16 protein-coding genes are annotated in these 19,688 nt (G+C 64.2%); 6 read left to right on the plus strand and 10 right to left on the minus strand.

Annotated features, from left to right (window positions below):
• Positions 1 to 66: 66 nt before the first annotated feature.
• The 6 genes from Q8Q53_RS02545 to Q8Q53_RS02570 all read right to left on the minus strand — a co-directional run bounded on the left by Q8Q53_RS02545 (position 67) and on the right by Q8Q53_RS02570 (position 7,588).
• Entirely contained in the window at positions 67 to 1,473 is a 1,407-nt protein-coding gene (locus Q8Q53_RS02545; protein WP_305700177.1) for a nitronate monooxygenase family protein, read from the minus strand.
• Entirely contained in the window at positions 1,470 to 2,204 is a 735-nt protein-coding gene (locus tag Q8Q53_RS02550) for a class I SAM-dependent methyltransferase (protein ID WP_371136489.1), read from the minus strand. The genes Q8Q53_RS02545 and Q8Q53_RS02550 overlap by 4 nt, the downstream gene beginning before the upstream one ends.
• The gene (prfB, locus tag Q8Q53_RS02555; protein ID WP_305700178.1) at positions 2,201 to 3,328 is read right to left on the minus strand and encodes a peptide chain release factor 2; all 1,128 of its coding nucleotides are present in this window, start codon (positions 3,326 to 3,328) and stop codon (positions 2,201 to 2,203) included. Before prfB ends, Q8Q53_RS02550 begins: the two co-directional genes overlap by 4 nt.
• 129 nt (positions 3,329 to 3,457) lie before the next feature.
• Positions 3,458 to 4,018 carry a peroxiredoxin gene (locus Q8Q53_RS02560; protein ID WP_305700179.1) on the minus strand — a complete coding sequence of 187 codons (561 nt, stop codon included), beginning with the start codon at positions 4,016 to 4,018 and terminating at the stop codon, positions 3,458 to 3,460.
• A gap of 53 nt (positions 4,019 to 4,071) precedes the next feature.
• Complete coding sequence (locus Q8Q53_RS02565) at positions 4,072 to 6,636, minus strand: penicillin-binding protein 1A (RefSeq protein WP_305700180.1); 2,565 nt, start codon at positions 6,634 to 6,636, stop codon at positions 4,072 to 4,074.
• A 70-nt stretch (positions 6,637 to 6,706) separates the two neighbouring features.
• Positions 6,707 to 7,588 carry an N-acetylmuramoyl-L-alanine amidase gene (locus Q8Q53_RS02570; RefSeq protein WP_305700181.1) on the minus strand — a complete coding sequence of 294 codons (882 nt, stop codon included), beginning with the start codon at positions 7,586 to 7,588 and terminating at the stop codon, positions 6,707 to 6,709.
• Positions 7,589 to 8,076: 488 nt separating this feature from the next.
• On the opposite strand from Q8Q53_RS02570, the gene Q8Q53_RS02575 reads away from it, so the two are divergent.
• Entirely contained in the window at positions 8,077 to 10,857 is a 2,781-nt protein-coding gene (locus tag Q8Q53_RS02575; RefSeq protein WP_305700182.1) for a ribonuclease E/G, read from the plus strand.
• A 98-nt stretch (positions 10,858 to 10,955) separates the two neighbouring features.
• On the opposite strand, the gene Q8Q53_RS02580 is transcribed toward Q8Q53_RS02575, so the two are convergent.
• Both Q8Q53_RS02580 and Q8Q53_RS02585 read right to left on the minus strand, forming a co-directional pair.
• Complete coding sequence (locus Q8Q53_RS02580; protein ID WP_305700183.1) at positions 10,956 to 11,588, minus strand: class I SAM-dependent methyltransferase; 633 nt, start codon at positions 11,586 to 11,588, stop codon at positions 10,956 to 10,958.
• A gap of 97 nt (positions 11,589 to 11,685) precedes the next feature.
• Positions 11,686 to 12,408, minus strand: coding sequence for an SDR family NAD(P)-dependent oxidoreductase (locus Q8Q53_RS02585; protein WP_305700184.1), 723 nt, complete (start codon positions 12,406 to 12,408; stop codon positions 11,686 to 11,688).
• 199 nt (positions 12,409 to 12,607) lie between these two features.
• On the opposite strand from Q8Q53_RS02585, the gene Q8Q53_RS02590 reads away from it, so the two are divergent.
• From Q8Q53_RS02590 to zapE, 4 genes are all read left to right on the plus strand, one after another.
• Positions 12,608 to 13,102 carry a helix-turn-helix transcriptional regulator gene (locus Q8Q53_RS02590; protein WP_305700185.1) on the plus strand — a complete coding sequence of 165 codons (495 nt, stop codon included), beginning with the start codon at positions 12,608 to 12,610 and terminating at the stop codon, positions 13,100 to 13,102.
• Between the two features lie 140 nt (positions 13,103 to 13,242).
• Positions 13,243 to 14,025, plus strand: a complete 783-nt coding sequence (locus Q8Q53_RS02595) for a succinate dehydrogenase iron-sulfur subunit (protein WP_305700186.1) — start codon at positions 13,243 to 13,245, stop codon at positions 14,023 to 14,025.
• Positions 14,026 to 14,493, plus strand: a complete 468-nt coding sequence (locus Q8Q53_RS02600) for a PaaI family thioesterase (RefSeq protein ID WP_305700187.1) — start codon at positions 14,026 to 14,028, stop codon at positions 14,491 to 14,493.
• Positions 14,490 to 15,605 (plus strand): cell division protein ZapE, encoded by a 1,116-nt coding sequence (gene zapE / locus Q8Q53_RS02605; RefSeq protein WP_305700188.1) that lies wholly within the window; start codon positions 14,490 to 14,492, stop codon positions 15,603 to 15,605. The genes Q8Q53_RS02600 and zapE overlap by 4 nt, the downstream gene beginning before the upstream one ends.
• 14 nt (positions 15,606 to 15,619) lie before the next feature.
• Here the strand turns inward: zapE and Q8Q53_RS02610 are convergent, their stop codons facing one another.
• A complete protein-coding gene (locus tag Q8Q53_RS02610; protein ID WP_305700189.1) occupies positions 15,620 to 17,755 on the minus strand; it encodes a TonB-dependent receptor in 2,136 nt (711 codons plus the stop codon).
• Between the two features lie 190 nt (positions 17,756 to 17,945).
• Here Q8Q53_RS02610 and Q8Q53_RS02615 point away from each other — a divergent pair, with 190 nt between their 5' ends.
• Entirely contained in the window at positions 17,946 to 18,644 is a 699-nt protein-coding gene (locus Q8Q53_RS02615; protein WP_305700190.1) for a pirin family protein, read from the plus strand.
• On the opposite strand, the gene Q8Q53_RS02620 is transcribed toward Q8Q53_RS02615, so the two are convergent.
• Positions 18,641 to 19,609 (minus strand): crotonase/enoyl-CoA hydratase family protein, encoded by a 969-nt coding sequence (locus tag Q8Q53_RS02620; RefSeq protein WP_305700191.1) that lies wholly within the window; start codon positions 19,607 to 19,609, stop codon positions 18,641 to 18,643. The genes Q8Q53_RS02615 and Q8Q53_RS02620 overlap by 4 nt on opposite strands.
• Between the last annotated feature and the right edge of the window lie 79 nt (positions 19,610 to 19,688).

Here is a 19,688-nt window from a genome sequence, read left to right on the forward strand (position 1 = left end):
CTGAACCGAAACAGGGCGGCGGAACCAAAGTTCCGCCGCCCTGTTTTGCAACCCCGGTGGGGCCAATCAGTCCCCGGCCAGAATCCGGTCGACCAGTTGCTTCACCGTGGGGGTGAAGTTGTTGGAATAGAACGGGTCCTGCTTGAAGCGATAGGCCGCATGGCCTGCAAACATCAGGTTCCGGTCCAGATCACCGCCGTGGGCGACTTCCTGCAAGGTCTTCTGGATGCAGAAGCTGCGCGGATCGGCCAGCCGACCGGTGGAGTAATCGTCGTGGTCTTTCCACGATGAGAACCCGCAGTGCGACAGGCAACCCATGCATTCCTTCTGGTCCTGCTGAATCACGCCGCGTTCTGCGGGCGATACGAAGATGATCGTATCATCCGGCGTGCGCAGCGCCTCGGTAAAGCCAGCACCGAACCAGGCCCGCGCGCGCGCCAGATCCGCCGGGGCGACCCAGAAGTTCTTGCCGCGCACTCCCACATCAAGCTGCGTGGTATGCTCCCCCGCCGACACCTTGGAATAGGGAATCTGGCGTTCCGAACGCCCTTCCAGTTCCCGCAGGAACGGATTGCGCACGGCTGAGCTGTAAAAGCCGGTCGGTGAGAAGCGGTGCAGCAGCACATCGCCCGGTTCCAGCGTGCGCAGATGGTCCTTCCACGCCTGCGGGATCGGGCTTTCCTGCGTCAGCAGCGGCCGCGTGCCGAACTGGAACGCGATGCTGCCCAGTTCCGGATTGTCGATCCAGTTTTCCCATTCGCGCAGGCACCACACCCCGCCCGCCATCACGATCGGCACGCTTTCCGCCACGCCTTCGGCGCGCATCGTCTCGCGCAGTGCCTTGACGCGGGGATAGGGATCTTCCGGCTTCTTCGGGTCCTCTGCATTAGACAGGCCGTTGTGACCGCCTGCCAGCCAAGGGTCTTCATAGACCACGGCGGCCATCAGTTCTGGCACTTTGTGATAGGCCCGCTTCCACAGCGCACGAAATGCGCGGGCAGAACTGATGATCGGCAGGTAGTTGACGTTATACCGCTGCGCGATTTCGGACAGCTTGTAGGGCATTCCGGCACCGCAGGTGACCCCGGCCACCAGCCCGCGGGTGCGTTCCAGCACACCTTCAAGGATCGGCTGCGCGCCGCCCATTTCCCACAGCACGTTGATGTTGATCGCGCCCTGCCCGCCCGCAATCTCATGCGCGCGCTGGACCTGTTCGACCGCGCCGACAATGCCATACTGGATCAGCTGTTCGTGGCGTTCCTTGCGGGTCAGCCCGGCATAGACTTGCGGAACGATCTTGCCGGTCGGATCATAGCTGTCGGCGTTCACCGCGCTGACAGTGCCGATGCCGCCCGCAGCCGCCCACGCGCCCGAACTGGCGTGGTTCGATACCGCGACGCCCTTGCCTCCTTCGATCACCGGCCAGACTTCCCGGCCACCGTAAAGGATCGGCTTCAAACCCTTGAAACTCATTGCGCTCCCGTCTTCCCCTTGGCCGTATTGCACGGCTTGATTGCAGCAGGCTCCGGCCGCTCGCCGATCACCTCGAACTGCGCATAATAGCCCTTTAATTCCGGCTTACGGACAAATTCCACCAAGCGGAAGCCCACCGCCTGAAATTCACAGAAAAGCAGCGCCGGGGGCAAACCGTGCTGGTCGGTCGACCGGTCGATGTCGACGACGACCACCTGCCCGCCCGGACGCAGCGCCGGGCGCAGCCGCCACAGGAAGGCGTAAGGCTCACCCACTTCATGGTACATATGGACCAGAAAAATCCGGTCAAAGCTGTTTGCCGGCAAACGCGGATCGTCCGGTGCGCCGAGCTTGATCGAGACGTTGTCGAGCCGTTCGCGCTCAATCCGCTGGCCCAGTCGCTGGATCGCGCCGGGATCAATGTCGACCGCCAGGACGCGCCCCTTCATCCCGACGCGTTCAGCCAGACGGACGGTATAATACCCCTCGCCCGCACCGATATCGGCTACGGTGGTGCCAGCACCAATCCGCGCCAGATCCATCACAACCTCGGCCTCGCCCAGATTGTCGCGCTGATCCTCTGTCGATACTTCATACGCGCCAAGCGCCGAGACCGGGCGATAGGGGCGCGGAAATTCGCGCGCGGTTTCCGCGCGGTCGGCATCGGACTGGGAACTGTTGCAGCCCGTGATCGCCGCAAAGGCAGCCAGGACAGCGACAACCCGTCTCAATCGACGTCCTCCACCTGCACCTTTTCACCGGTTACCCGCTGCGCCAGCGCGGCTGCCATGAACGGGTCCAGCGCGCCGTCGAGCACATCGTCGGGCGCGGTCGAGGTTGTCCCGGTCCGCAAGTCCTTGACCAGCTGATAGGGCTGAAGCACGTAGGAGCGGATCTGGTGGCCCCAACCGATTTCGGTCTTCGCCTGATACTCCCCCGAAGCGTCCGCCTCACGCTTGGCGAGTTCCGCCTCATACATTCGGGCCTTGAGCATGTTCATCGCGGTCGCCCGGTTCTTGTGCTGGCTGCGATCGTTCTGGCTGGCCACGACGATCCCGGTCGGCACGTGGGTAATGCGCACCGCCGAATCGGTGGTGTTGACGTGCTGACCACCGGCACCCGACGCGCGGTAGGTATCGATCTTCAGATCGGACGGATTGATTTCGATGTCGATATCGTCATCGATCACCGGATAGACCCAGACCGAACTGAAACTGGTGTGGCGCCGGGCCGAGCTGTCATACGGGCTGATCCGGACCAGCCGGTGCACGCCGCTTTCGGTCTTGGCATAGCCATAGGCGTTTTCGCCCTTGATGTGCAGCGTCGCGCTTTTGATCCCGGCCTGTTCGCCAGCGTGGTAATCGACCAGTTCGACCTTGTAGCCATGGCGTTCGGCCCAGCGTGTGTACATCCGCTGGAGCATCTCGGCCCAGTCCTGGCTTTCGGTGCCGCCCGCCCCGGCGTGCACTTCAAGATAGGCATCGTTGCCGTCAGCCTCGCCCGCCAGCAGCGCCTGGACCTTGTCGGCATCGGCCCGCTCCGCCAGCGCGGCGAGAGCAGACAGCCCTTCCCGCACGGTGGCCTCATCCGCTTCGAGTTCGCCCAGTTCAACGTATTCGACCGCATCCGACATGGCCTGGCTGATCTGCCTGACCGTGCCGATCGACGCCTCAAGCCGGCGCCGTTCACGCATGACCGCTTCGGCGTCCTTCGGATTGTCCCATAGCTTGGGATCTTCAACCCGCGCGTTCAGTTCATCAAACCGGCGCAGCGCCCGCTCCCAGTCGAGGAACTTGCGGACCAGCGCCAGCGCGGCGTTGATGCGGTCAATATGGGCCTGCCCTTCGGCACGCATGAGGATAATCTCCGATCAATTTCGAACCAGCGCACTAGCCGGATTGCCTGCAAAGTAAAGGCCCGCCCGTTGCCGGACAGGCCTTGTCACCACCGAACGGCCGGGGCGATCACCGCACTGGCTGGTGCGTTATCCCTTGCGCTTTGGCTTCATCGCCTGAACCGCGTCCAGCGTGCGCTTCACGTGCTCGGCATAATTCATGTTGGTGTAAACCATCCGCACTTTGCGATCCCGGCCGATGACATAGCTGGTGCGCGAGGTCAGCCCGGTGGGCGTGCCATCGGCCTTGGCCAGTGCCACCTTGTAGGCCGCGATGATCGCGGGGCTGGCGACCCCGACGGGGAAGGCATCGCGGCACGCCTCGGTCGAGAAGCGGACCTGGGTGTCGATGGTATCCGCCGACAGGCCGATCACGGTGGCCCCGGCTTTGCGAAACTCTGGCATGGCTTCGGCAAAACCGTGCGCTTCCAGCGTGCAGCCCTGGGTGAAGCTCTTGGGATAGAAATACAGCACCACCGGCCCCTTGCGCAGCGCGGCGTTCAGGTTGAATCCGAAGACCTTGCCCGCCAGCGCGCCCTGCGTGGCGAATCCGGGCGCTTTCGCCCCTTGCGGCAATTCTGCGGAGGCGGGCGCGGCGAGCGCAAACGCGGCGGCGACGAACGGGGCGAGCAAAGTGCGAACTGTTTTCATTGCCGCAGCTTGCGCGCGGACACCGGCAATGTCCAGACCGCCGAAAGCCGGGGTTACTGAACGGTCACGCTGCTGTCGGCGGCAATACTGGGCGATGCGTCCGGCGCGGCTTCGCCAGCGGCATCCGCTTCCGCAGCCGGGGCCGACCCCCGCCTGATCACGGCCAGCAACTGGTCCCGCTGGGACGCCAGTTCATCCCGGCGGGTCGTCCGCCGGGCCTCGGTATCGGCCTTGAACGCTTCCCAGATGATTGAGGATTTGGGATCGTTGGTCGGGCTGCCCGCAAAGAGTTGCTTGCCGCTGACCCGGTCAACCTTGACCATGTGGATCCCCGGCGGCGCGATGAACGGCACGCTGCTCCACCGCGCGCGGCTGCCTTGCACGAACTGCTTGAAAATCGGCGCGGCGAATGTCCCGCCCTGGACGTAACCGCCCAGCGAGCGTGGCTGATCGAAGCCGATATACACAGAGCTGACGATGTTCTGCGAACCGCCCGCGAACCACACATTGGTCGGACCGGTGGTCGTCCCGGTCTTGCCGAACAGCGGCAGCCCCAGATCGCGCAGCACCACGGCCGTGCCGCGGGTCACGACGCCTTCCAGCATATGGACCACCTGATAGGCCGTGCGCGGATCCATCACCTGCCGGCCACGCTGACCAAGGCGCGGCATCGGTTTGCCATCCCACTGATCCATGCTGCACTGGACGCAGCGCCGCGTGTCGGCGCGCCAGATCACCTTGCCGTTCCGGTCCTGCACGAAATCAACCAGCGAGGGGGTATACTGCACCCCGTTGTTGGCCAGCGCGGCATAGGCGTTGGTCATCTGGAGCACGGTGGTATCGCCCGCCCCCAGCGCGAACGACAGGTATGGCTGATACTTGCCAATTCCGACATCGCCGATGGTCTTGACCACATTATCCATGCCCGCGTCGTTGGCGATCCGGATGGTCATCAGGTTGCGCGACTGTTCCAGCCCCCAGCGCATGGTGTGGGTGCCGCCCGCCCCGCGCATGTCGAAGTTGCGAAAGCACTTCTGCCCCAGTTTCGCGCCCTGATAGACGCAGAACTGGCCGTCCAGCACTTCACTGGCCGGGGTCATCCCCTGATCCAGCCCGGTGGCATAGACAAACGGCTTGATAGTCGATCCGGGCTGACGCAGCGCCTGCGTCGCGCGGTTGAAGCTGGCCAGGCCGCTGTCAAACCCGCCCTGCATCGCCAGCACCCGGCCGGTGCGCGGATCCTGCGCGACAATGCCGCCGGACACTTCGGGGATGGTGCGCACGCCCCAGGCATTGCCCACCGGTGCGACGGCAATCACATCACCGGCGCGCAGCGCGGGCGGCAGGCCGGTCAGCGGCGCAGTCTTGCCATCGGCAAACCCGATTGTCGCCTGTGCGCCGGTCCGGCTGACCACGATGCCAACGCGCCAGTCCTGATAATTGATCGACTTGTTCAGCGCCACCAGCGGCCCCAGCCACTTGTCCCCGCTCAATTTCACGTGCTCGATCGGCTTGGTCCACGCGCGGCCGGCGTGATAGCGCATCAGCCCGGCGCGCAAGGCGTCCTGCGCCGATTTCTGCAATTGCCGGTCAAGCGAGGTTCGCACCCACAGCCCGCCCGCATAGACGCTGTTCGGCCCATCCTCGGCCTTTTCGCCATACTTTTCCATCAGCGTCCGGCGCACTTCCTCGACGAAGTAGCCGACCGACGGGTCATAGCTCTCTACCCGGCGCGGAATTACGCCGAGTGGCTGCGCTTTGGCGGCGGCGGCTTCGGCCGGAGTGGCCCAGCCATTGTCGACCATCTGCCCCAGCACATAATCGCGCCGCTCCAGCGCCTGATCGGCATACTGCGCGCGGCCATAACGTTCCGGAGCCTTGGGCAGGATCGCCAGAAACGCCGCTTCATGCAGTTGCAGTTCGCCGACATCCTTGCCGAAATAGGCCCGCGCCGCCGCCTGCACGCCAAAGCTCTGACGGCCCAGCGGAATCTCGTTGAGGTAGAGTTCGAGGATCTGGGGCTTGCTCAGCACCCCCTCGATCCGGCGCGCAACGATCATTTCCTTGAGCTTGCGCGTGATCGAGTATTCGTCCCCGATCAGAATGTTCTTGGCAACCTGCTGGGTAATCGTCGACCCGCCCTTGGCGCGTTCACCCGAACCGAACTTGGTCACGTAATCAATCACCGCCCCGGCCAGTCCGGTGTAATCCACGCCGCCGTGGCTCCAGAACGTCTTGTCCTCCGCCGACAGATAGGCGTTCACCAGCGGCTTGGGGAAATCGACATAACGCAGTTGCACCCGGCGTTCGCGGGCATAGGAATAGACGATCTCGCCGTCCACGCCGCGCACCATCGTCGGCAACGGCGGCTGATAGGTCAGCAAGGTGTCCGCAGACGGCAGCGAGCGGGTCACCATGGCCCACAACAGCACGTTGAATACAACAAGCAGGGCCAGCGCATAACCGCCCAGCCGGAACCACTTGCTGGACCGCCAATGCTCGCCCGCCCAGCGCCCAACGCTCAATCCGGAAAACCAGTCCCCGATCCGGGTGAACAGGGTTCCGGCATCGCGCCGAATGCGCAGGCGAACGGATTCTTGAGGCTCGGCTTCCGACATCGAAGCGGCTCTAGCATGGTGAAAGCGCGCTTTGCCAGCGCCTTTCAGCCAACTATGCCCGGTTGCCGCTTCAGGTGCCGATCTGCGGCACAGCCTGCCGGGCGAAGTAGACGCGGATCGCCTTGCCCAGCACTTCGGCAATCGCCGTGCGGCCAGCGACTGAATTCAGCCGCGCCAGATCTTCCGGGTTGTTGATATAGCCGCTTTCGAACAGGACCGACGGCACATCCGGCGATTTGAGCACCACGAATGCCCCCGATTGCCCGGTCCGTTCCCGGAACGGCAAGCGCCCTTCGCCCTCGCGCAGGATCAGGCTGGCCAGTTCTTCCGAGCGGGAGTTGGCCAGCCGCTGCGACAAATCGACCAGCGTCGCGTTCACGGCATCGGTTTGCGCCTCAAGCCTGATCCCGTTGACTTCATCCGCCGCATTTTCGCGCGCGGCCATGCGCTCGGCCGTTTCGTTGCTGCCCCGATCCGACAGGGTATAGACGGTCGCCCCGCGCGCACCGGTGCCGGTTTCGGTGCTGTCGGCATGGATCGAGATGAACAGGTCCGCACCCAACCGCCGTGCAATGTTGTAGCGATCGCTCAGCACCAGAAACCGGTCATCGTCGCGGGTCAACGCCACCCGCACCCCGCCGCCGCGCAGCAGTTCGTCGCGCAGCGCGATCGCCATCGCCAGCGTCAGTTGCTTTTCCTTGACCGCCCCCGCCCCGGCGCCGGGATCCCTGCCGCCATGGCCAGCATCGATCACCACCAATGGCCGGCTGGCATCGGCCGGGCCAAGGATCTGCGGCAGGTTGCCGCCATTGTCGGTCGGCGGCAGCAGGACCGTGACGACGTAATCCCAGCCCCGCCCGGGGGCGCCGTAAATCCGGTCAACCGTCACCATCCCGGCGAACACTGCGACCGGCGCGATAAATATCAGAACCAGGAACAAGGCGCGCTGCATCGGGTCGTGACTAGAGTCTGTCGGCGTCCCGCGCAATCTTCCGTGGCTGATCTTCACCGGTTTGTAATGAACTTGCCGCAATTGAACGGTGGTGCTAGGCACCGCTGCACCGAACATTGCGGCACCTGTTGGTTCAGGCCGCCGCACACTTCGGGGGGAGTATTCCGGGGCCAATTATCCCGGAATCACACAGGTTGATGCTGGAATGAGAAGCCGTTTGCCGTCCTGTCCGTCGCAGCCCGTATCGGGCTGGGCGCTGCGGATGGCTGGTTCTGCGCTGCCCCTATCGCTGCGCCTTTTCTCTCCCGCAGACACGCACGACGCCGCCGGGACGCCCTTTGCTGGCACCGGCTTATCACACACCGCCGCCTGCCTGCCGGGGCTTCGCCCCGCTGGACGCGGCTGTTCCGCTTACAATCGCGCCGGCCCGCCAGCCTCAGGCCTTCTTGCAAGGCCGCAGCGGCCGCCGCGCGCACGGAGAATTCATAATGACCCAGCGCATGCTGATCGATGCGCGCCACCGCGAGGAAACTCGGGTGGCGGTGCTAAAAGGCAACCGAATTGAAGAATTCGATTTTGAATCTGCTGAACACAAGCAGATCAAAGGCAACATCTACCTCGCCAAGGTAACCCGCGTCGAACCGTCGCTGCAGGCGGCGTTCGTCGATTTCGGTGGCAATCGCCACGGCTTCCTGGCGTTCAGCGAAATCCATCCGGATTACTACCAGATTCCGAAGGAAGATCGCGAAGCCCTGCTCGCCGAAGAAGCCGCCCATGCCGAGGAAGAGGCCGCCCTGCGCGCCATCGCCGAGGGTGAGGAAGATTTTGTCGGTGACGATGAACTGGGCGAAACCCTGGCCGACGACATGGCCGGGACCAGCCACGAACCGCATCACGACGATGACTTTGGCGGGGTGACCGAAGTCGACACCGCCGAAAAGGATGAAGTCGCCACCATCGAAGACGGCCTGATCGAAAACGCCTTCGACCACGAGGGCGAAGAAGCGGCCGAAGACGATGGCGGTGACAACCGTCGGCGCGGCCGGGGCCGTCGCCGTCAGGGCAACGGTGGGCGCGGCCATGCCAAGGAAGCCGACGAACTGCGCGCCAAGCGCATGGCGCTGCGCCGCCGTTACAAGATCCAGGACGTGATCCAGCGCCGCCAGGTGCTGCTGGTGCAGGTCGTGAAGGAAGAACGCGGCAACAAGGGCGCGGCGCTGACCAGCTACCTCAGCCTGGCAGGCCGGTATTGCGTGTTGATGCCCAATTCCAGCCACGGCGGCGGGATTTCCCGCAAGATCAGTTCGGCGACCGATCGCAAGCGGCTGAAGTCGATCATCGCCGAGATGGATCTGCCCAAATCGATGGGCTGCATCGTCCGCACCGCCGGGCTGCAACGCACCAAGACCGAGATCAAGCGCGATTTCGATTACCTCGCCCGGCTGTGGGACGAGATCCGCGAAAACACGCTGAAATCGTCCGCTCCGGCGCTGATCCATTCGGACAGCGATCTGATTAAGCGCGCGATCCGCGACATCTACAACCGCGAGATCGAGGAAGTCGTGGTCGAGGGTGAACACGGTTACCGCGCTGCCCGCGATTTCATGAAGCTGCTGATGCCGAGCCACGCCAAGCGGGTGAAGGCCTATTCCGATCCGGTCCCGCTGTATCAGCGCTATGGCGCGGAAGACCAGCTGAGCGCGATGTATGATCCGGTCGTCCAGCTGAAGAGCGGCGGCTATATCGTCATCAACCCGACCGAAGCGCTGGTGTCGATCGACATCAACTCCGGCCGTTCCACCAAGGAACACGGGATCGAAGCGACCGCGCTGTCCACCAATCTGGAAGCCGCGCGCGAAATCGCCCGGCAACTGCGCCTGCGCGACATGGCCGGGCTGGTGGTGATCGACTTTATCGACATGGAGTACAGCTCCAACGTCCGGAAGGTCGAAAAGGCGATGAAGGACGCGCTCAAGAACGACCGCGCCCGCATCCAGGTCGGCCGGATTTCCAGCTTTGGCCTGATGGAAATGAGCCGCCAGCGCCTGCGCACCGGTGTGCTCGAAGCGACCACGCGCGGCTGCCCGCACTGCGATGGGACCGGACTGGTCCGCACCGCATCGAGCGCCGGGCTGTCGGCGCTGCGGTTGATCGAGGAAGAGGCCGCCAAGGGCAGAGGCTCGGTGATCTCGCTCTACGCGTCGACCGAAGCGGCGGTTTACCTGCTCAACGCCAAGCGCGCCGATCTGGCCGAGATCGAGGACCGTTACGGGGTCCGCGTGGAAGTGCTGCCCGAAGGTGAGAACGAAGGCGCGAAGATGCGCGTCGTTTCGTCCGGCCCGCGTCCGGAATTCGTGCCCCGGTTTGAGCCGATCGTCGACGATTTCGAAGACGATATCATCGTGGAAGACGATGATGATGTTGATGATGACGACATCGAGGCCGAAGCTGAGGACCGCCGGGAGCGTGGTTCCGACGACAGCGATGACCAGGGCAAGCGCCGCCGCAAGCGTCGCCGCCGGGGTGGCCGGGGCCGCGACGATGAGCGCGGCGGTGATGAAAGCACCGCCAGCGACACCGCCAGTGTTTCGGCCAGTGCATCTGACAGCGCATCTGCCAGCATGGACGATGCCGAGGGTGACGAAGAAGCCGACAGCGATGGCGAAACCGGTAGCGACGAAGGCGACAACGGCGAAGCGCCGCGCAAGCGCCGCCGTCGCGGTCGGCGTCGGCGCGGTGGCCGCGGTCGCGGTGAAGGTGAAAATGGCGAGAACGGTGAGCATGCCGAAGGTGAAGAGGCTGAAGCCGACGCACCGGCCGTTGCCGACACCGCCGTTGCAGCAGCTTCGCCCGCCGCACCTGCCGAACCGCTGGCTGAGGAAGCTCCGGCCAAGCCCCGGCGCGGACGCCGCAAGAAGGCCGATGTTGCCGCTGACGCGGAACCTGCGGCTGACGCTGTCGAGGTAGTGGCCGAGCCGGTTGCCGAAGTCGCACCGGAACCGGTTGCGGACGAAGCCCCGGCCAAGCCCAAGCGGACCCGCCGCAAGAAGGTGGACGCCGCTGCCGAAGCGGAACCGGTTGCCGAAGCTGCACCCGAACCGGTTGTGGAAGAGGCTGCGGCCAAGCCCAAGCGGACCCGCAAGAAGAAGGCGGAACCAGTTGAAGCAGACGCGATCGAGGTGCCGGTGGATACCGCATCTGCCCCGGTCGAAGCCAGCGCCGGCGAATCGCCGCGTCGCGGCTGGTGGCAGCGCACGTTTGGTGAGTAACCCTCAGAAAACCTGACGGGCACCACGTCTGACAGGCACAAAAAAGGCCGCCGAAGCACCTGCTTTGGCGGCCTTTTGCTGTTCCGGATGGGCAGGCTTCAAGCTGGCCGGACAGCCGCACCCCATTCCATCCAGCCCGCCCAGCGCGGGGCTTTGGGGATGTAGCGTTCCCCCAGTGCGTCAACGGCAAAGCCCGCCTTGCCCACTGCCGAGCTGACCGGCCGGGTCAGGTGGCAACCCCCGGCCAGGCGTTTCCACACCGGTTCGATCCGACCCTGCCATTTGCGCACACCGGCATCGGGCGCCCTGCCATGTTCGGCATAGAGCAACCGTCCCCCCGGTTTCAGGATGCGGCGCAGTTCGTGCAGGGTCTGGGCCTGATCACCGACCGAACAGAGCGTGAAAGTGCACACCACGCTGTCGAAACTGGCATCATCGAACGGGATCGCTTCGCCAAAGCCGGGGCGGATGTCGGCAGCCCAGCCCTTTTCCGCTGCGGCGGCACGGGCATAGTCCAGCCCCTTGGCCGATGGGTCCATGCCGGCAAACGATGTCACTTTGGCCCGGTCATAGAATTGCTGGTTGATCCCGCCGCCGCAGCCGATCTCGAACACCGCGCCGCTGGCCAGCGGCACCACCTGTTCGCGCAGCTCCATGATCCCCGGTGCGCTGCACGCGCACTGGATGAAGCGCGGCACGATATGATCTTCATACCAACTGCCCAGACCCATCGATTCCCCCCCAAAATGCTGTTTTCAGGCAGGTATGATGCCACAATCCGGCGAAGGGAGAAGCAGTAAGGCGCGTCTGCCGGAAAAAAGTGGTCAATCAAAATGCAATGCGCTGACCATCCCAGGCAAAGCAGTGGCCGCTGTCCGCAGGCGTCAGGGTATCGAGCACGTCGAGCAGATAGCCCGCGCTTTGCGCCGGACTGAACAGCTTGCCGGGCGCGACGCCGCGCTGGAACGGGGCCGAAAGCCCGGTATCGACCGTTCCGGGATGGAGCGTCACCGCCAGCGCCTCGCGGTGGGTGCGGCCCAGTTCGATCGCGGCGGTGCGGACCAACATGTTGAGCGCCGCCTTGGCCGCCCGGTAGCTGTGCCAGCCGCCCAGCCGGTTGTCCGAGATCGAGCCGACCCGCGCCGACAGCGCCGCGAACACGCCGCGCCGGTCGCGGGGCAGCAGCGGCAGGAAATGCTTTGCGACCAGCGCCGGTCCGATCGCATTGATGGCATAGGCGTCCGCCATGGCGGCGGGATCGAGCGCGCGCAGGGACTTTTCCGGCCCGCTCCCGTCATCCAGCGTCAGCGCGCCGGTGGCCACCAGCACCAGGTCCAGCGGGCCATCGGCCGCAATCGCGGCAGCGGCTGCGGCGATGCCGGGTTCGTCCCGCAGATCAAGCGGCAGAACCCGCATTGCGCCAGCAGCCACCCGCTGCGGTGAGCGGGCCAGTGCATAGCACTCGCCAACCCCGCGTCGCTGCACCAGTTCGTCCAGGAAGGCCGCGCCGATCCCGCCGCTCGCTCCGATAATCGCTGCGCGTACTGTCATGGGCAGAAGATGGGAACGGCACGGCGCGACTGCCAGTAGCAGCGCGATTCTATTGCAGGCGTACGGCTCAGTTCTTCGCCATGGCAGCCGGCGGGCATGAAAATTTGGTGAATTTTCAGCAAACATTTGTCTGCGTTCGGTCGCGGGGCTAAGCATGGTGGGGATGGACCCGCACACAAACCATTCAAGCAACATGAAAATGTTGCCTCAGCTGACTGAAAAGCAGCGGGAAGTATTGGTGCAGGTCGCGGACAATCGCACCAGCAAGGAAATCGCGGCGTTGCTTGGTATCTCCGAGTCGGCGGTTAATCAGCGGATCGAGATGATCCGTGCCCGGCTGGGCGGAATCCCGCGCGGCCAGTTGGCACGACTGTATCGCCAGGAACTTGAGAACTTTCAGCGGATTTCCGCCACTTTTCCGCCAACATGGCAGAAAATCCAGCTTCCCGAAACCGGGCCGGAAAGCGAGGGAGGCGGCTCGGAAAGTATTTCGTTACCGGGTCCTGTCGGGTCGCAACCAGGTCGGGCACCGGAGCGGAATGGGTCGCAACTTTCCTCTGCATCTATCCCGGGTGAGCCTTCATGGCTCACCCGGGACACAACCGGGACCGCCGTGGTGCGCGGCGTGGCCATCACCGCCCTCATTCTGCTTGGCATGATCGTGGCGGCGATCATCACCAGTCTGATCGGTTAGGCTGGCGGGGCGACCGGAACGTTCCGGGCCAGCGCTGTCCTGCGGTAAATTTCCCCAACGACCACCTTGCCCCGCCGCAATGAATCGCTAGAGAGATGCGCACGGCGACGCTCAGCGCCGCGCAGCGACAGGGACTGATCATGGCGACTTTCACTCTTCCCGCGAACAGCAAGATCAACGGCAAGGCCGTTCATCACAAAGCCGATGGCGCTGCGCAGGCGAAGAAATTCACGGTCTATCGCTATGACCCCGACAGCGGCCAGAACCCGCGGTACGATACGTTCGAAATCGATCTCGACAATTGCGGGCCGATGGTGCTCGACGCGCTGATCAAGATGAAGTCGGAGATGGACCCGACCTTGACGTTCCGGCGGTCCTGCCGCGAAGGGATCTGCGGGTCCTGCGCGATGAACATCAACGGCCGCAACGGGCTGGCCTGCACCACCGCGATCGAAGACCTGAAGGGCGATGTGCGCATCACCCCGCTGCCGCACATGGAAGTGATCAAGGACCTGGTGCCCGATTTCACGCACTTCTATGCGCAGTATGCTTCGATCCGCCCCTGGCTGCAAACCGTCAGCACGACGCCGTCGGGCAAGGAACGGCTCCAGTCGCCCGAACAGCGTGAACAGCTGGACGGCCTGTATGAATGCATCCTGTGCGCCTGCTGCTCAACCTCGTGCCCCAGCTACTGGTGGAACAGCGACAAGTTCCTCGGTCCGGCGATCCTGCTCCAGGCCTATCGCTGGCTGGCCGACAGCCGCGATGAAATGACCGGTGAGCGACTGGACGAACTGGAAGATCCGTTCCGGCTCTATCGCTGCCACACGATCATGAACTGCGCCAACGTCTGCCCCAAGGGCCTGTCCCCGGCGCGCGCGATCGCGGAAATCAAGAAGATGCAGGCCGAACGGCACGTCTGAATGAGCGACGACAAGCCGCGGATTCGCTACGTCCCCGATCCGGACAATCCGGGTTGGCACACCTGGAACCTGGCCGACGACACCCGCTTCAACGCCCAGACCATGGGTCACATGCTGGTGCGCAAGGATGGCGATAAGCTGTGCCGGGTGCGGATGTTCCCCGAACGCCGCCACACCAACCTGCTCGACATGGTCCACGGCGCGATCACGCTGGCCTTGATGGATGTCGCGCTGTTCGCGTCAATGCGGATCCTGCTGGAAGGCGATGCGGCGGGATCGGTGACGCTGGAACTGTCCAGCCAGTTCATCGGCGCAGGCCGCCCGGGCGTGCCGCTTGACGCACTGGTCGAGGTGATGCGCGAGACAAAGCGGCTGGTGTTCATGCGTGGCACTGTGGTGCAAGGCGAAGCTGACGATCATATGGTCGCCTCGTTCTCGGGGATCGTGCGCAAGCCGTCGGGCAAATGACCCGGATTCTGGCGCGCTATGAAGCACTGGTTGCCGCCGGTGAACTGCGGCCCGATCCCGAACAGCATGCCGCCGCGCAGCACCTGGGCCGGTTGCAGCAGGAGCTTGAAACCCCGCCCGCAACTGGCCTGCTGAACAAATTGTTCGGCAACAAGCCCGCCCCTGCCCCGCGCGGGATTTACCTGTGGGGCGGGGTCGGGCGCGGCAAGTCGATGCTGATGGACCTGTTCCATGACAGCCTGGCCATCCCGGAAAAACGCCGCGCCCATTTTCACGCGTTCATGCTGGAAGTCCACGCCCGGCTGCGCGAGGCGCGCAAGAGCGAAACCGGCGATCCGATCCCGCCCGTCGCGGCCGCGCTGGCCGATGGCATGCGGGTGCTGGCATTCGACGAGATGGTGGTGAACAATTCCGCCGATGCGATGATCATGTCGCGGCTGTTCACCGCATTGATCGTCCAGCACGGGGTGACCATCGTGACCACCTCGAACCGCGCGCCATCGCAGCTTTACAAGGATGGGCTGAACCGCGAACACTTCCTGCCGTTCATCGCCCTGATCGAGCGGCAGCTTGATGTCATGGCGCTGAACGGCCCGGTCGATTACCGGCTGGAACGGCTGGGCGGGATCGGCACCTGGCACACCCCGCTGGGCAATGCTGCCACCGCGCAAGTGCGCGAGGCGTTCTTCCGGCTGACCGACTATCCCCCGGAAGACAGCGCCCATGTGCCATCCGCCGAACTCGATGTCGGCGGCGGGCGGATCCTGCACGTGCCCAAAAGCCTGAAGGGCGTTGCGGTGTTCAGTTTCAAACGCCTGTGCGCGGAAGCGCGCGGCGCGTCGGACTATCTAGCCATCGCCCAGACCTATCATACGGTGATTCTGGTCGGCATCCCCCGGATGGGGCCGGACAACCGCAACGAGGCGGCGCGGTTCGTAACGCTGATCGACGCGCTGTATGAACACAAGGTCAAGCTGCTTGCCACTGCCGATGCCGCGCCGGAGCAGCTTTATTCAAGCGGCGACGGGCGGTTCGAGTTCGACCGCACCATCAGCCGCCTGATGGAAATGCAAAGCGCCGACTACCTCGCCGCCGGGCACGGCGAGGAGTAGGGCCGAGCAGCCGCCTAGATTTCAAGCCGCGCGGTAACGCGGATGTCCCGCCCGGCCAGCGGCGCGTAATCCTTCAGAAATGACGCATGGCGGCGCGCCGTCACGTTGAACAGGTTGTTCGCCGACAGCGTAAAGCTCAGCGGGCGCTCCTTGCCCCATGGCCGCAGCGCGATTTCGGCATTGACGCTGGTGTAGCCGGGCGTTGTCGTTTCGAACGCAGCGACGCGGTCTTGCTGCGTCACGTGTTCCACTTCTGCCCGCAGGTCCAGTTTCGGGGAATGCGCCGACAGGCCTCCCAGCAGCCGCAGCGGCGGGATGCGCGGCGCCGGTCCCTGGCCGGTGATCTCGGCATGGACCCAGTCGGCCAGGGCATCGGCCTTGATCGTCCACGTCCCCGGCTTGGCCAGTGTCACCTCACCCTGCACTTCAAACCCATAGAGCTTCGCATCGGCCTGGCTGATCTGATAGACCGGCAGGCCGTCTTCCATGCCGCCGGTGCGGGCTTCGTAGATGAAGTTGCCGAACCAGCTGTGATAGATCGACGCTTCGATATCGAAGCCGTTCCCACTGCCGCGCAAAATGGCCTCGACACTGGTCGCGCGCTCCTTGCGCAGCGCCAGATTGCCGATTTCATAGGTTTCAGTGCCATGGTGCGGGCCGTTGGCGAACAGTTCTTCGGCGGACGGGGCGCGCTCTGCCCGTGACAGGTTGGCCCCGATCTTCCACCCCGGAGCAAAATCATAGGCCGCACCGACCGATCCGGAGAACGCATCATAGGTTCGCACGGTTGGCGTGAACTGCGCCTGATCCGGCAGCGGCTTTGCCTCAAGGCGGGAATGCTCGAACCGCAGGCCCGCTTCCAGCCGCACCGGCCCGCGCTGCAACTGCTGGACGGTGAACAGCCCGACCTGCCGGGTATCATTGCGCGGCAGATAGGCTTCATCGCCCACGACATTGAAATCGCGCAGGACAAACTGCGCCCCGCTGGCTCCGGTCCAGCCTGCACGATCAGCCTGAACGAGTTCGAGGCGGCCTTCCATGCCCTTGTTGAAGAACGAGGTTCCGATGGCGCCTTCCGGATCGATTTCGGCGTGGCTGTAGTTGCCATAGGCATAGCGGAAGGCAATCCGGTCCAGCAGATCATCCTTCACCAGCACTTCGGCGCGGGCATCAATCCGGTCCTGCTTGAGGTGCAGCACGGGGGCTTCCTGATGCTGGCCGGGCAGGGTCGCCAGCCGGATCGGGATGCCATAGCGGCTGTCATAGCGGCTGTAGGCCACGCCAATACTGCCGCCGTCGTTGATATAGGCCAGCCCGGCCCCGGCGGTCCAGGTCCGCGCCGCACTGTTGGGCAAGCGCCCTTTCACCCCGGCATTGGCGGCGAAGTCGATTTCCTCGTCTTCATGGCCGTGGTCTTCGTCGTCGTGCGGCAACAGGCTGGATGCCAGCGCCTCGGCCCGCAGCGCCGGGGTCAGCGCATAGCCGCCGATGCGCAGGTCATTCGACTTGAAATAGGACCCGTCGAAATGGGCCACCCAGCCGCCGCCCAGGGCCACATCGGTCGACCCGCTGAGCGACCGCTCATCCGCGGCCGAGCCATAGCTGCCCAGCATCGACAGATGGACCGGTTCGTCCGGCACCGCGACCGGGATGCGGTGGTCGATCACATTGACCACCCCCCCGATTGCCGCCGAACCGTATTGCAGCGATTGCGGCCCGCGCAACACTTCGATCCGGCGCGCCAGCAGCGGGTTGATGGCCGAGGCATGGTCAGCCGAAGTGTTGGACACGTCGATCGAGCCGATCCCGTTGGACAGCACGCGCACGCGCTCTCCCTGCAGGCCGCGCAGCACCGGGCGCGAAGCACTGGGACCGAACGAGGAAGCCGATACGCCGGGCGTATGCGCCAATGTATCGCCGATGGACGAACGCAGCGCCGCGGTCAGTTCCTCGCCCCGCAACACCGCCACGCCCGACAGCACGTCCTTGCGCGACACCTGCACCGCACCGGTCACCACGATGTCCCGGTCATCATGGGTGTGATAGACGTCGGCTGCGTCATCGTGATCCACGGCCTGCGCAAATGCGGGCGCAGCGGCGCTGGCCAAGGCGGCGGCAAGACTGGTGCTCAACAGAAACTGCGGGTTCATTTTTGCTCCGTTCGGGTATGGCCGCGCGCTGATACGGCCCTGCTATTCCCGCTGATAGCCGGAATTAGATAATGTTACAACATTACATTGATGGGCAGCGGACTACTCCCCGCAACTCTTGAACGGTCTGACGCAATCCCCATGTTCCAGTCATTCCGGCGCCAACACCCCGCCGAGGTGGATTGCAGACATGATCGAACTTCGCCCTTTCGCCAGCCTTGGTCATGCCGATCACGGCTGGCTGGACGCCACCCATCATTTCAGTTTCGCCAATTATCACGATCCGGCCCGGATGGGCTGGGGCCGGATCCGCGTGTGGAACGATGATACCATCGCGGCGCAAAGCGGATTCCCGCCGCATCCGCACAGCGACATGGAAATCATCACGTTCGTGCGGACCGGGGCGATCTCGCATCGGGACAGCCTGGGCAACGTTGGCCGCACCGCAGCCGGCGATGTTCAGGTGATGAGCACCGGAACCGGGATCACCCACGCCGAATTCAACCTGGAAGATGCCACCACGACCCTGTTCCAGATCTGGATTCTGCCGGATCGCACTGGCGAACAGCCCGGCTGGGGGCAGCGTGCGTTTCCGCGCGGAGAACGGGCCGGGCGCTGGGAAGTGGTCGCCAGCGGCGAACCCGACCGGGACGATGCCCTGCCGATTCGCTGCGACGCGCAGGTTGTCGCCGCAACGCTGTCAGCCGGTGACAGCATCACTTATCCGGCTGATCCATCCCGCCACCAGTATCTGGTTGCCCCGACCGGTAGAGTTCGCGTCAACGGCCAGCTGGCCAACCCGCGTGACGGGGTGGCAATCACCGGAGAGATGGCGATCACCGTCGAGGCGCTGGACGACGCCGTAGTCGTGCTGGTGGATTCGCGCTAGGCCACGCTGGCAGCGCGCGGCAGTCTGGACTGCGCGGCGGCCAGCCGGTGCATCAGCTTGAGATCCTGCTCGCGCAATTGCAGCGCGGCATCGGCCCAGTGATCGACGATATCGCACAATTCACCCAACGTGATCTCGTTTGCCCGGCGACTGGCGCGCCGCGCGCCGACCAGACCGCTATGGCGCCGCACGGACCTGGCAATGTAATCCTGCACGGCCGCAACGCCTGCACCCGGTTCAGCCAGCTGATGGACGATCCCGAGTTCGAACATCTGTTCCGCCGTGAAGGTTTCGTTGCTGAGGATCAACCGATCCGCCATCGCTCCGCCCAGTTTGCGCGACAGGATCGCGTGCGCGCCCATGCCGGGGAACAGGCCGAACATCACTTCGGGCAGGCCAAAGGTCGATCCGCGTTCGGCAATGATATGATCAAATGACATCAGCGCTTCAAACCCGCCGCCCAGCGCCTGCCCCTGCACCAGCCCGATGGTCAGGATCGGCAGATCGAGCGCGTTGATGTTGCGGTGCAGGATTTCGACGCAGCGATAGCCATACATCGCCAGCGCATCGCGGTTGCCGCTGCGGATCAGCGCCTCGAACAAGGCAAGGTCCCCGCCGAAACAGAACACCCCCGGCGCACGGCTGCCCAGCACCAGATATTTCAGCGGCACCTGACCCGGCTTGAAATTGTCGGCGATCAACCGCTGCCAGTTATCAAAATCGCCCAGCATCGACGGGGTGAAACTGGGGCGGCCGGTTGGCGCCATGAACGTCCAGAGCGTTTCGCGCGGTTCGTCATAGAGCACGTCCAGCTCATTCAACGCCAGCAGTTCCGGCGGAACCGCCAATCGCTGCGCGGACTGCGTGACCAATTCGTCATGCTCGTCCGGCAAGCCGATAGCGGGGCCATCAGTACCATCAGAGGAGCGGACGCCGCCTCCGAGATCGCCTGAAATACGATCCATATACCCCTCTAGCGAATAATAAAGTTCCCACCGGCCACGATGCCAAGGCACTTTGGTCAAGCACAGACTAAGCCACGCA

The sequence above is a fragment of the Novosphingobium sp. genome (genome assembly GCF_030699305.1).
Lineage (GTDB): Bacteria > Pseudomonadota > Alphaproteobacteria > Sphingomonadales > Sphingomonadaceae > Novosphingobium.

Coding starts and splice junctions, on each gene's coding strand:
- Q8Q53_RS02545 (WP_305700177.1), bottom strand. CDS start 1,473: ATGAGTTTCAAGGGTTTGAAGCCGATCCTTTACGGTGGCCGGGAAGTC.
- prfB (WP_305700178.1), bottom strand. CDS start 3,328: ATGCGTGCCGAAGGGCAGGCCCATATTGACCGCATCAACGCCGCGCTG.
- Q8Q53_RS02560 (WP_305700179.1), bottom strand. CDS start 4,018: ATGAAAACAGTTCGCACTTTGCTCGCCCCGTTCGTCGCCGCCGCGTTT.
- Q8Q53_RS02565 (WP_305700180.1), bottom strand. CDS start 6,636: ATGTCGGAAGCCGAGCCTCAAGAATCCGTTCGCCTGCGCATTCGGCGC.
- Q8Q53_RS02570 (WP_305700181.1), bottom strand. CDS start 7,588: ATGCAGCGCGCCTTGTTCCTGGTTCTGATATTTATCGCGCCGGTCGCA.
- Q8Q53_RS02575 (WP_305700182.1), top strand. CDS start 8,077: ATGACCCAGCGCATGCTGATCGATGCGCGCCACCGCGAGGAAACTCGG.
- Q8Q53_RS02580 (WP_305700183.1), bottom strand. CDS start 11,588: ATGGGTCTGGGCAGTTGGTATGAAGATCATATCGTGCCGCGCTTCATC.
- Q8Q53_RS02585 (WP_305700184.1), bottom strand. CDS start 12,408: ATGACAGTACGCGCAGCGATTATCGGAGCGAGCGGCGGGATCGGCGCG.
- Q8Q53_RS02590 (WP_305700185.1), top strand. CDS start 12,608: ATGTTGCCTCAGCTGACTGAAAAGCAGCGGGAAGTATTGGTGCAGGTC.
- Q8Q53_RS02595 (WP_305700186.1), top strand. CDS start 13,243: ATGGCGACTTTCACTCTTCCCGCGAACAGCAAGATCAACGGCAAGGCC.
- Q8Q53_RS02600 (WP_305700187.1), top strand. CDS start 14,026: ATGAGCGACGACAAGCCGCGGATTCGCTACGTCCCCGATCCGGACAAT.
- zapE (WP_305700188.1), top strand. CDS start 14,490: ATGACCCGGATTCTGGCGCGCTATGAAGCACTGGTTGCCGCCGGTGAA.
- Q8Q53_RS02610 (WP_305700189.1), bottom strand. CDS start 17,755: ATGAACCCGCAGTTTCTGTTGAGCACCAGTCTTGCCGCCGCCTTGGCC.
- Q8Q53_RS02615 (WP_305700190.1), top strand. CDS start 17,946: ATGATCGAACTTCGCCCTTTCGCCAGCCTTGGTCATGCCGATCACGGC.
- Q8Q53_RS02620 (WP_305700191.1), bottom strand. CDS start 19,609: ATGGATCGTATTTCAGGCGATCTCGGAGGCGGCGTCCGCTCCTCTGAT.